General features: G+C 76.0%; 4 protein-coding genes. All 4 read right to left on the bottom strand.

All coding sequences use genetic code 11. The annotated features are described in order from the left end of the window. Positions 1 to 95 precede the first annotated feature (95 nt). The 4 genes from OG500_RS04245 to OG500_RS04230 are packed head-to-tail and all read right to left on the bottom strand — an operon-like array spanning position 96 to position 12,677. On the bottom strand, positions 96 to 302 hold the full coding sequence (locus OG500_RS04245; protein WP_327064992.1) for an MbtH family protein: 207 nt from the start codon (positions 300 to 302) through the stop codon (positions 96 to 98). A gap of 49 nt (positions 303 to 351) precedes the next feature. Further along, positions 352 to 1,689 (bottom strand): MFS transporter, encoded by a 1,338-nt coding sequence (locus OG500_RS04240; protein WP_327064991.1) that lies wholly within the window; start codon positions 1,687 to 1,689, stop codon positions 352 to 354. Further along, positions 1,682 to 6,301 carry a non-ribosomal peptide synthetase gene (locus OG500_RS04235; RefSeq protein ID WP_329576681.1) on the bottom strand — a complete coding sequence of 1,540 codons (4,620 nt, stop codon included), beginning with the start codon at positions 6,299 to 6,301 and terminating at the stop codon, positions 1,682 to 1,684. The genes OG500_RS04240 and OG500_RS04235 overlap by 8 nt, the downstream gene beginning before the upstream one ends. After that, a complete protein-coding gene (locus OG500_RS04230) occupies positions 6,288 to 12,677 on the bottom strand; it encodes a non-ribosomal peptide synthetase (protein WP_329576678.1) in 6,390 nt (2,129 codons plus the stop codon). The genes OG500_RS04235 and OG500_RS04230 overlap by 14 nt, the downstream gene beginning before the upstream one ends. Positions 12,678 to 12,682 lie beyond the last annotated feature (5 nt).

Genomic DNA, 12,682 nt, shown 5'->3' with positions numbered 1-12,682 from the left:
CGACACTGCACGACACGACACGGCACGGCAGGGCCCGCCCCGGGGACGGGGGCGGGCCCTGCCGTGCGGCGCTGTTGCTCAGCCGCCGCTGTTGCTCAGTCGCCCTGGGCGGCGGCCATCGCCCGGCGCAGGCTCAGCGGGCGCAGGTCGGTCCACACCTGCTCGATGTGGTCCAGGCACTCCTGCTCGGTGCCGGCGAAGCCCTTGTCGTACCAGCCGAGCGGCAGCTCCCGGTCGGCCGCCCAGATCGAGTACTGCTCCTCGTCGTTGGCCACCACCAGGTAGCGGGTCTGGTCGCTCATGACAGTCCTCCAGAGGTTGGGAAGTGCGAAGAGGGGTGTGGGACGGGGGTCAGACGGCCGGTACCGGCTCCGGGGCCTCGGCCGGGCTCTCGGGCTGCTCCACCGAGCGCAGCCCCGGGCTGGCCAGGCCGAGCAGGGCGATCACCACCACGGCCGCGCCCATGAACAGGAAGAGCACGCCGATGCCGCGCCCGGAGCCGGTGCCCAGCATCGGGAACACGTGGTGCGCCCAGCTGCCGGGGGTGAGCAGGTGCCGGAAGGCCAGGTCGATCAGCGGGCCGGCGGTGAAGTAGGCCAGCGGGGCGGTGATCTGGGCCACCATCCGGCGCACCGCGAAGACCCGGCCCTGGGCGCCGGGCGGTACCCGGCCCTGCCAGATCGCCGAGGAGGAGGCGTTGACCACCGGCAGGAAGAGGTAGAAGCCGAACAGGCCGGCCCCGACCAGCACGGCCGTGGGGTGCACTCCCTGCAGCGCTATGCACAGCCCCTCCAGCAGCAGGCCGCCGAGCAGCGCGTGCACCCGGCGCCGGGTGCCGCCCCAGGCGGTCATCAGCACCCCGCCGACGAGCATCCCGGCGCCGCCCGCGGTCAGCACCGCGCCCAGCGAGCCGGGCCCCGCGAAGGAGAGCACCCAGGGGGTCACCGCGACCGCCGCCAGGCCCACCGCGAAGTTCAGCGCCGCGAACATCAGCAGCAGGCCGAGCAGGGCCGGGCGCTGCCGGATGAACCGCCAGCCGTAGGCGAAGGTGTCCTCGGCGCCGGCCGGGCCGTCCTCCTCGTCCTCCTCCAGCACCGTCGGGATCCGCAGCGGCAGCAGCGTCACGATCGCGAACAGGAAGGAGAAGAGGTCGAGCAGCACCACGCCGGTGACCTTGACGGTGAGCATCAGGGCGCCGGCGAGCAGCGGCGAGAGCACCTCGGCCACCGCCTGGCCGACCTGGACCAGGCCGTTGGCGCGCCCGCGGTGGCGTTCGTCGATCATCGGGGCGAGGGCCGCGTCGTAGGCGGTGCCCTGGACCATCCCGGCCAGCGAGCCGATCACCAGCGCCGGGTAGAGCGGCCACAGCGCCGGGTGGTGGGTGTGTACCAGCAGCAGGACGGCCAGGCTGCTCAGCGCCGCACCGGCGTTGCCGGCGATCATCGCGGTGCGCCGGTCGATCCGGTCCACCAGGACGCCGACGTAGGGGGCCAGCAGCAGGCCCGGCAGCAGGTCGAAGACCATGATCAGGCCGAACTGGGTGGCCGAGTGGCTGCGCTCGTAGACCCACAGGCCCACGGCGAAGGCGAACATGCCGGAGCCGATCGCCGAGACGGTCTGGCCCGACCACAGGGTCAGGAAGGCCGGCCAGCCGGTCAGGCGCTTGGTCGGGGACGGGGTGTCAGTCACGGTCGCTCTCCGGGCAGTTCGCGGTCAGTTCGACGAGCAGGGCGGTGCAGCGGTCGATCAGGTGTTGGATGGTGGACTCCTCGTGCCGTCCCGCGCTGTACTCCCACTCCAGCCGCAGCCGCCCGTGCGCCACCGCACCGTTGACCATGAGCAGGCGCATCCGGCGCGACTCGGTGTCGTGGTAGTGGCCGGAGTCGCCGGCCAGCGGCTGGAACAGCTGGAACCCGCCGGCCGGGGTGCCGAAGAAGTTGAACATCAGCTCGGGGACGGGCTGCGCGGCCAGCGCCTCGGCGGTGGCCCGGTCGGTGCCGAAGTAGCGCAGCGCGCCATGGCCGAGGCCGCCCTGCGGCACCGCCTTGAGCTGCCGGGACACCTCGCGCACCGCCTCGGCGGGCGGCAGCGCGCGGGCCCGGTCGAGCCAGACCGGGTAGCGGTAGGTGAGCCAGCCCACCGTCCGGGACAGGTCGACGTCCTCCCAGGGGGACTCGCGGCCGGGCACGTAGAGGTCGACCGGCAGGGTCTCGGTGCCGGCCCACTCGCCCAGCGCGCTCACCAGTGCCCACAGCAGGATCGCGTCCAGCGGCAGCTTGGCGGCCTTGTTGGCGCGGCGCAGCAGCGCCTCGGTCTGGTCGGTGGACAGGGTCAGGAAGAGCGCGCGGTTGGCGGCCACCCGGTTGTCGCCCTCGGGGTGGTCCTGGGGCAGCGGGACGGCCCGGGAGCGGGCCGGCGCCAGCCAGTAGTCGCGCTCGGCGGCCGCCTGCCCGGTGGCGTACTCGGTCAGCCGGCCCAGCCACTCGTGCTGCGAGGTGGTCTTGGCGGGCAGCTGGTAGGGCTCGTCGTGGGCGCGCCTGCGGTAGAGCACGTCGAGGTCGCCGGCCAGGATCTGCCAGCCGATCACGTCGGCGATCAGGTAGTGCCCGGCCAGCAGCAGCCGCTGGTCGCGCCCGGGGCCCAGGTCGAAGAGGAGGGCGCCGAACAGCTCGCCGCCGGTCATGGTGAAGCGGGTCTGCATCCGGTCGGTGTGCCGCTGGATCTCCTGCTCGACCGCCTCGTCGTCCAGCCCGGCGAGGTCGACCTGCTCGACCAGCGGGCGGCGCCGGTGCGGGTCGTGGGTGAGTCCGAGGCGGCCGTCCTGTTCGGTCAGCCGCAGCCGCAGGGTGTCGTGGTGGCCGACCAGCTGGTCGAGCACCTCGTCGAGCAGCGCGGGGTCCAGGGGCTCGCGGGCCCGCAGCAGGAAGCTCAGCGCGTGGTAGTCGGGGCGCGGGGGAGCGGACTCGAAGAACTGGTGGGTGGCCACCGGCAGCGGGCTGGGGCCGGTGATCGCATCCTGGCGGGCCAGCAGCTTCACCGTACCGGCCGCCGCGGCCAGTTCGACCAGCGTCTTGTGCTGGAAGGCCTGCTTGGCAGTGAGCCGGATCTCCTGCTGGGCGGCGGCGCCGACCATCCGGACCACCAGCAGCGAGTCACCGCCGAGCGCGAAGAAGTCGTCCTGGCGGCCGACCCGCTCGACGCTGAGCAGCTCCTGCCAGATCGCGGCCAGCGCCTGCTCGACGGGGCCCTCGGGCTCCTGGTAGACGGTGCCGGAGGCGGTGGCGGCCTGCTCGGGGGCGGGCAGCGCGCGCCGGTCGATCTTGCCGTTGGGGGTCAGCGGGAAGGCGGGGACGGTGGCGAACAGCGCCGGCACCATGTAGTCGGGCAGCACCTCCTTGAGGTGGGCCCGCAGTTCGGTGACGGTGGGCTCGGTCCCGGGCGCGGCCACCAGGTAGCCGACCAGCCGCTCGCCGGCCGCCGTGGCGCGCACCGCCGCCACCGCCTGGGCGACCTTCGGGTGGGCGGCCAACGCCGCCTCCACGTCGCCGAGTTCGATCCGGTAGCCGCGCACCTTCACCTGGTCGTCCAGCCGCCCGAGGAAGTCCAGGCGTCCGTCGGGGCGGCGCCGGGCCAGGTCGCCGGTGCGGTAGATCCGGGCGCCGGGGGTGGCGGCGAAGGGGTGCGGGCGGAACCGGTCGGCAGTCAGTGCGGGACGGCCGTGGTAGGCCTCGGCCAGGCCCGCCCCGCCGATCCACACCTCGCCGGCCACGCCGTCCGGCTGCGGGACGAGCCGCGGGTCCAGCACGTGCAGGTCGGTGTTGGCCAGCGGCGGCCCGATCGGCACCCGGTCCTCGTCCTCGGTGAACTCCACCGGCCCGGCGGCCGACCAGATGGTGGTCTCGGTGGGTCCGTACATGTTCCACAGGGCCTTGACCAGCGGGCGCAGCGTGCGGCCCAGGTCCTCCGGGAGCCGCTCGCCGCCGCACAGCACGGTGAGCGCCGGATCGCCCGGCCAGCCGGCGTCGGTGAGCAGCCGCCAGGTGGCCGGGGTCGCCTGCATCACGGTGGGGCGGTACTCGGCCAGCACCTTGGCCAACTGGTCGGCCGCGGCGGCGGACTGGCGGTCGCAGACCACCAGGTGGCCGCCGGCGACCAGCGGCGCCCACAGTTCGAGGCCGGCGATGTCGAAGGAGAGCGAGGTGACCGCGAGCAGCGTGTCGCCCGCGCCGATCCCGCAGCGCTGGCCCGCCGAGCCGAGCAGGTTCACCAGCGAGCGGTGGGCGATCCGCACGCCCTTGGGGCGTCCGGTGGAGCCGGAGGTGAAGATGACGTACGCGGTGTGGTCGGGCGAGGCGACCTCCGGCAGCGGTCCGGCGGGCCCGGCCGCGATCGCCGCGGCGTGCTCGTCCAGCAGCACCAGCGCCTCGCGCGGGACCGGGATGCGGGCGGCGAGCCTGCCGGTGGTGACGGTCAGCGCGAGGCCGGCGTCCTCGGTCATCACCGCGAGCCGGGCGGCCGGGTAGTCGGGATCGAGCGGCACGTAGGCCGCGCCGGTGCGCAGCACGGCGAGCAGGGCGACGGGCAGGTCGGTGCCGCGCTCCAGGGCCACTCCGACCAGCTGCCCGGGGCCCGCGCCACGGGCGGCCAGGTGGTGCGCCAGCCGGTCGGCGGCCCGGTCCAGCTCGGCGTAGCTCAGCGAGGCGGCACCCGGGGCGCTGACGGCCGGGGCGTCGGGCCGTTCGGCGGCCCGCCGCCGAAGGAGCTGATCCACCGTCAGCTCGGGTATGGGGGTGGCCTGCTGGGCGGCGATCAGGGTCGCCAGCCGGTCGGCGGTGAGCAGCGGCAGGGCGTCCAGCGTGGTGTCCGGGGCGGCCACGGCCGCGGCGAGCAGCGTGCGCAGCCGCTCCAGCAGGGCGCGCACCGAGGCCGACTCGAACAGGTCGGAGCTGAACTCGGCCGCCACGGTGAGGCCTTCGCTCCCGCCCGGGGCCGGCTCGGTCACGTACAGGGTCAGGTCGGTCTTGGCGGTGCGGCTGTCCGGCTCGACCGCGCCCACCGTCAGGCCCGGCAGGGTGAAGGCGGCCGGCGGGGTGTTCTGGAGCACCAGCATGGCCTGGAAGAGCGCGGTCCGGCTCAGGTCGCGCGGCACGTCCAGGGCGTCGACCACCCGCTCGAAGGGGACCTCCTGGTGGTCCCAGGCCGCGAGCGAGCCATCGCGCGCCCGGCGGACCAGCTCGGTGAAGGCGGGCTGCCCGCTCAGGTCGGCGCGCAGCACCACGGTGTTGGCGAACAGGCCCACCGTCGGCTCCAGTTCGGGCCGGTTGCGGCCGGCCACCATGGTGCCCACGGCGAAGTCGTGCTGCCCGGCGGAGCGGGCCAGCAGGCACTGGTAGCCGGCCAGCAGCACCGCGAACAGGGTGGCCTCGCACTCCCGGGCCAGCGCCGTCAGGCCGTCCAGCAGCTCGCGCGGCCATTCCACCGTCACCAGTGCTCCCCGGTGGCCGCGCACCGGAGGCCGGGGCCGGTCGGTGGGCAGCTCCAGGGCCGGGACGCCGGTCAACTGCGCCTGCCAGAAGTCCAGTCCGCGCCGCAGCTCCGGCTCGCCGAGCCGCTCGCGCTGCCAGGCGGCGTAGTCGCGGTACTGCACCGGCAGCGGATCGAGCACCGCCGCGCCCTCACCGGCCACCGAGGCCCGGTAGCAGGCGGCCAGGTCGGCCATCACCCGGCCCACCGACCAGCCGTCGCAGACGGCGTGGTGGAAGTCGAGGAAGAGGATCGCCTGCTCCTGGGCGAGCCGGATCAGCCGGGCCCGGAAGAGCGGGCCGCGCTCCAGGTCGAAGGGCCGCTGCGCCTCCTCGGCGAGCACCGCGCGGGCCATCGCGGCCCGCTCCTGCTCGGGCTGACCGGACAGGTCCACCTGCGGCAGCGGCACCGGGGCCGGGTGGGTGACCAGTTGGCTCCACTGCCCGTTCGAGCGCGGGAAGGCGGTGCGCAGCGCCTCGTGCCGGGCCGACACCTCGTCCAGCGCCCGCTGCAGCGCGGCCTCGTCCAGCGGGCCGTCCAGGGTGAAGGCGTGCGGCATGTTGTGCTGGGCGGTGTCCGGGTCGAACTCCTCCAGGAAGAGCACCCGCGCCTGGGCGAAGGAGACCGGGCTCGGCCGGCCGTCGCGCACCAGGACGGGGATCGTGTCGTCGGCCGCTCGCCGTTCGGCGGCCCGGCGCTGGTGGAGCAGCGCGAGCACGGCGGCCCGGCGCTCCGGATCGAGGGAGGGCGCCTGGGCCCCGGGGTCAGTGTCCGTCATGGCCAGGGCCTTTCGCACGGTGGTCGGTTGCGGTGGTGGTGCCAGCGGTGGTGGTGGCAGCGGTGGTGGTGTCAGCTGTTGTGGTGTCGATGCCGGCCAGCAGGCGGGTCAGTTCGCTCTCGTCGAGCGTCGCCAGCAGCGCCTCGTCGGCCGCCGCGGCCAGGGTGCGCACGGTCGAGGAGGTGAAGACGGTGCGGACCGGCAGCTCCACCCCCAGGTCGCGCCGCAGCCGGGCGACCGCGCGGGCCGCCAGCAGGCTGTTGCCGCCGAGTTCGAAGAAGTCCTCGTCCCGGCCGGGCACCGGGCGGCCCAGCAGCTCGGCCCAACTGGCCGCGACTGCCTGCTCGGTGGGACCCTCGGGGGGAGTGGTGACGGCCTCGGTGTCCTGCGCGGCGGGCGGGTGCAGGGCGGCCAGGGCGCGGTGGTCGACCTTGCCGTTGGCGTTGAGCGGCAGCTCGTCGAGCACCCGCAGCACGGCGGGGACCAGGTAGCCGGGCAACTGCTCGGCGCACCAGGCGTGCAGGTTCGCGGGCGCGAGGTCCCCCGCCCCGTCCGTGCGGGCCGCGTAGCCGACCAGCCGGGCGTGCTCGCCCTCGCCGTCGAGCAGCACCGCCGCCGCCCGCACCTCGGGGTGGGCGCGCAGGGCGGCCTCGATGTCGCCCAACTCGACGCGGAAGCCGCGCAGTTTGGTCTGCCGGTCGATGCGGCCGAGGAACTCCACGGTGCCGTCCCGGCGTTGCCGGCCGAGGTCGCCCGAGCGGTACATCCGGGCGCCCGGCGCGCCGCTGAACGGGTCGGGCAGGAAGGCCCGCGCGGTGCGGGCCGGGTCGCCCAGGTAGCCCCGGGCGAGGTGCGGACCTGTCAGGTGGATCTCGCCGGCCACCCCGGGCGGCACCGGGCGCAGTTGCCGGTCCAGCACGTGCACCCCGCAGCCGGGTGCCCCGACACCGAGCGGGGCGAGCCCGCCGCCGGGGGCGTTGGCCCAGTCGCGCCAGCCGGTGAGGGTGACGGTGGTCTCGGTGGGTCCGTACTGGTTCTCCAGCAGGGCCGCGCTCTGCCGCCGCAGCGACGCGGCCAGTTCCACCGGCAACCCCTCGCCGCAGCTGACCATCAGCCGCAGCGACGGGCAGTCGCCGAGGGTGCCGTCGTCGGCGAGCAGCCGCAGGTAGGAGGGGACCCCGCCCAGGTAGCTGACCCGGTGCCGCCGGACCACCTCCAGGGTGGCGCGGGCGTCCGCCTGGTGGCGTGGGTCGAGCAGCACGGTGGCGCCGCCGCCGAGCAGGCCGCCGAAGAGCTCGGGCACCGAGACGTCGAAGCTGTAGGCGGTGTGCAGCAGCAGACGGTCGGCCTCGGTGCCCTGGAACACGGCCTGGAACCAGCGCAGGTAGCTGGTGACGTTGGCGTGGGTGATCACCACGCCCTTGGGGATGCCGGTCGAGCCGGAGGTGAACAGGACGTAGGCGGCGTCCGCCGGGTCGGGGGCGCCGGGCGCCGGGGCCTCGGCCGGCAGCTCGCCGTCCGCCGCGATCCACCGCGGGTGCGCGGGCAGCTCGGGGCGGGGGAGCCCCTGCTGGGTGAGCACCACGCGCAGCCCGGCCGCGCGGGCCACGGCGGCGAGCCGGGCCTCGGGGTGGTCGGGGTCGAGCGGCACGTACCCGGCGCCCGCCCTGAGCACCCCCCACAGCGCGGCGGGCAGCGCCGCATCGCGCCGGGCGTGCACCCCCACCAGGTCGCCGCGGCCGATCCCGGCCGCCTGCAGCGCCGCGGCGATCCGCCCGGCCCAGGCGTCCAGTTCGGCCCAGCTCAGCTGCCGGGTGCCACCGTCGGGGTGGTCGGCCAGCAGCGCGGGCGCCTCGGGCGTGGCGGCCACCCGCTCGGCCAGCAGCGCGGTCAGGGTGACCGGCGCGGCCTGGGGGGCGGGCCCGGTGGCCAGCCGCGCCACCCGCTGCTGGGCGGCCCGGTCGAGCAGCCGGGCCCGCTCCAGCGGGGCGTCCGGGTCGGCGCACACATCCGTCAGCAGGAGCAGCAGGGCCTCGGAGAGGCCCGCCACGGTCTCGGCGTCGAACAGCTCGGTGCTGTACTCCCAGACCCCGGCCAGGGTGCCCTGCTGCTCGGCCATCGCGAGCGAGAGGTCCAGCTGCGCGCCCGGTGCCGAGGGCAGCGGCGCACAGGCCACCCCGGGCAGCGCGAAGGCCGGCGCCGGGGTGTTCTGGAACGCGAACAGGGCCTGCACCAGCGGCGGGTGGCTCAGGTCGCGGCGCGGTGCCAGCGCGTCCACCATCCGGTCGAAGGGCAGCTCCTGGTGGTCGAAGGCGTCCAGCACGGCGTGCCGGACCTGGCCGAGCAGGTCGGTGAACGAGGCGCCGGGGGCGAAGGCGGCCCGCAGCGGGAGCGTGTTGACGAAGTTGCCGCACACCGCCTCGGCCTCCTCGGTCAGCCGCCCGGCCACGGGGACGCCGACCAGCAGGTCGTCCTGTCCGCTGTAGCGGTGCAGCAGCAGCTGGTAGACGGCCAGCAGCAGCACGAACGGGGTGCTGCCCGCGCCGGTCGCCACCGCCTTGACCCGCTCGGCGAGTTCGGCGGGCAGCGTGAAGCAGTGGCGGGCCGCGCCGTCACCGCGCAGCGGCGGACGCGGCCTGTCGGTGGGCAGCGCGAGCAACTGCGGGGCGCCCGCCAGGGTGTCGCGCCAGAAGGCGAGCAGCCGATCGGCCTCGGGACCGGCCAGCCGGTCGCGCTGGGCCACCGCGAAGTCGCGGAAGTCGAGCGCCGGGTTCGGGGGCGCCACCGCTGCGGGGTCCAGCGCCGCGCGGTAGGCGGTGGCGAGGTCGGCCAGCAGCAGCGACAGCGACCAGCCGTCGACCGCGATGTGATGGGCCGTCAGTGCGAGCACATGGTCGTCCGCGGCCGTCCGCAGCAGCCGGAACCGCACCGGGTGCTCGACCGCGAGGTCGAACGGGCGCCGGGCCTCGGCGGCCAGGACGGCGGTCAACTCGGCTGCCGCGACCGCCTCCACGGCCGGTGCGGCCTCCTCGGCGACCGGGTCCACCTGCGCCAGCGGGCCGCCCGGCTGCTCCAGGTAGCGCGTGCGCAGCGCCGGGTGGCGGGCCGAGACGGCGGTGATCGCGCGCCCGAGTGCGGCCACGTCCAGCGCTCCGGTCAGCCGGAAGGCCACCGGCAGGTGGTAGCCGGTCGCCTGCGGATCTATCTGCTGCAGGAACCACAACCGCTCCTCGCCCGGCGCCAGTTCGCCGCGCCGAGCCGGGTCGGCCGGGGCCGGTGCCGGGGCCTGCTGCTGCCCGGTGGCCTGCACGGCCCGGGCGTAGCCGGCCAGGGTCGGCCGGTCGAAGAGCAGGCGGACCGGCACCTGGCTGCCGAGCGCCCGGCGCACCCGCGCGGTGACCTGGACGGCGGCCAGCGAGTCGCCGCCCAGCGCGAAGAAGTCGTCCTCGCGCACCGGTGCCGCCGCCGCGTTGAGCACCGTCTGCCAGACCTCGGCCAGCCAGCTCTCCACCGGGCCGCGCGGTGCGCTGCGCGGTCCCTCGGGCGTGCGCACCGCGGGCAGCGCCCGGCGGTCGACCTTGCCGCTGGGCAGCAGCGGCAGCGCGGGCAGCAGCGACCAGGCGGTGGGGACCATCGCCCGCGGCAGCCGCTCGGCCAGGTGGGCGGCCAGCTCCGCGAAGCGCGGCGGCGGTCCGGCGGGGTCGGCGGGCACCAGGTGGGCGACCAGCAGCGGGGTGCCGTGCGGGCCGGGGACGGCGACCACGGCCGCCGCGGCGATCGCCGGGTGGGCGCAGAGCGCGGCCTCGACCTCGCCCGGCTCGACCCGGTGCCCGCGGATCTGCACCTGCTCGTCGGCCCGCCCGTCCAGCGCCAGCACGCCGCCGGCCAGCCAGCGGCCCAGGTCGCCGCTGCGGTAGCAGCGGGCGCCGGGGCGCGCGGTCCGCGGGTCGGGCACGAAGCGCTCGGCGGTGCGGGCCGGGTCGCCCAGGTAGCCGAGCGCCACGCCGGAGCCACCGAGGTGCAGCTCGCCCGGCACCCCCGGCGGCACCGGCTCGCCGTGCGTGTCCAGCAGGCTCACCGTGGTGCCGGGCACCGGGCGCCCCACCGGCAGCGCCTCGGTGGCGGGCAGCTGCGCCGGGGGCCGGTAGAGCGTGGAGGTGATGGTGGTCTCGGTGATGCCGTAGGCGTTGAGCAGGTCGACCCGCGCGTCGGTGCGGGTGCGCCAGGCGGCTGCCGCGGCGGTCCACACCTTCTCGTTGCCGACCACCAGCAGGCGCAGGGCCTTCGGGACCGGGGCCTCGGCCTCGCGCTGCCAGGTGTGCCAGTAGGCGGCGGGCAGGTTGGCGACCGTCACGCCCTCGCGCTCCAGCAGGTCGCGGAACTCCTCGATGGTGTCGGTGCGCCCGGGCGGGTGGACCACCACGGTGGCACCGGCGGCCAGGGTCGCGAAGATCTCCTCGGCGGCGACGTCGAAGGAGGGCTGGGAGAAGAGCAGCACCCGGTCGGTGGGGTCGAGCCCGTAGCACTCGCCGATCAGCCGGCTGTGCCGGGCCAGCGAACCCCGGGTGACGACCACGCCCTTGGGCGTGCCGGTGGAGCCGGAGGTGAAGACCACGTAGGCGGGGTGGTCGGGCGATCCGGCGGCGGGCAGGGGGGCGTCCGTTCCCTCCGACAGGTCGACGTCCGCCGGGCCGAGGACCACCGTCAGCCCGGCCGCCGCGGTGAGCGCGGCCCGGCGGGCGGCGGGCAGTTCGGGGTCGAGCGGGACGTACCCGGCGCCGGCGGTGAGCACCGCCAGCAGCGCCACCGGCAGCTGTGCGCCGCGCTCCAGCGCCACCCCGACCAGGTTGCCGGGGCCGATGCCGCGCTCGCGCAGCGCGGTGGCCAGCCGGCCTGCCGCCCGGACCAGGTGCGCGTAGTCGAGCTGGACACCGGACGCGCGCACCGCCACCGCCGTGGGGTCGGCCGCGGCCCGCGCCGCGATCTGCTCGGGCAGCGCCGGCGCCTGCGGGAGGTCCGCCGTGCCGCCGCCCCAGCCGCGCAGCAGCTCGGCGGTGGGCGCGGGCAGCGGGGCGAGCCGGCCCAGCGGGCGGTCCGGGTCGGCGGCCAGCTCCGCCAGCACGTGGCGCAGCTGGTCGAGCAGGCCGGTGGCCACCAGGTCGTCGACCCGGTCGCGTCGCCAGTCCGCCTCCAGCCGTAGCCGCTCGCCGGGCAGTGCGGTGAGGGTCAGCGAGTAGTGGGTGTGCTCCTCGGCGGCGCCGGTGACCACGCGCAGGCCGCCCCACTCGGTCCTGACCGCCTCGCCCAGCGGGAAGTTCTCCACCACCAGCAGCGTGTCGAACAGGTCCTCGACCCGCGCGAGCCGCTGCACGGTGCTCAGCGGCGTGTACTGCCGCTCCTGGAGCGCGGCGGTGCGCGCCATCTCATCGGCCAGGAACTCCCGGACACTCCGGCGGCGGTCGATCCGCACCCGCACCGGCACGGTGTTGATGAACAGCCCGACCATCGACTCCACCCCGGCCAGCTCGGCCGGGCGGCCGGCCACCGTGGTGCCGAACACCAGGTCGTCGCGCGAGCCGGTGTAGCGGTTGAGCGCGAGCGCGGTGGCGGCCCGCAGCACGACGGCCGGGGTGACGCCGCAGCCGGTGGCCAGCTCGCGCACGGCGGCCGTCTCGTCGGCGGTCAGCTGCGCGGCGTGCCGTCCGTAGCCGTCCTGGCCGCTCAGCGGTGTGCGGGGCAGGGCGGTGGGGCCGGCCAGGCCCGCCAGTTCGGCGCTCCAGAACGCGGTGTCCGCCGCCTGGTCGCGTCCGCGCAGCCAGCGCAGGTGGTCGCCGAACGAGGCCGCCTCGCCCGGCTGCCAGGCGGTGCCGGTGACCTGCGCCCGGTAGGCGCTCATCGCCTCGGCGAAGACCGTGGCCAGGCTCCAGCCGTCCAGCACCAGGTGGTGGTGGGTCCAGAGCACCCGGTGGTGCTCGGGCGTCAGGGTGAAGAGGGCCAGGCGCATCAGCGGCGGGGCGGCGAGGTCGAGCGGGGTGGCGCGCAACTGCGCCAGGTGCTGCGCCAGTTCGGCCTCACGGCGCTGCTCGGGCAGCGCGCTGAGGTCGTGCACGACCGGCACCAGCGGCGCGCCGGCGTGCACCGCCTGGACGGGGTTCTCCGCCTCGGCCCAGTGGAAGCCGGCGCGCAGTGCGTCGTGGCGGTCCACCACCTGCTGCCAGGCGGCCCGGAAGGCGGCCTGGTCGAGCGGGCCGAGCAGGTCGAACTCCAGGTGGTTGAGGTAGCTGGAGTGCTCCGGGCGGTCCTCACCGCGCAGTGCGTGGAAGAGCAGGCCCTCTTGCAGGGGGGTGAGGTCGTACACGTCCACGATCTCGGTCATCGCCG

The organism is Kitasatospora sp. NBC_01250 (assembly GCF_036226465.1).
GTDB lineage: Bacteria > Actinomycetota > Actinomycetes > Streptomycetales > Streptomycetaceae > Kitasatospora.
Note: the sequence above shows the minus strand (reverse complement) of the source record. Positions and strands in the feature narration are given on the sequence as shown.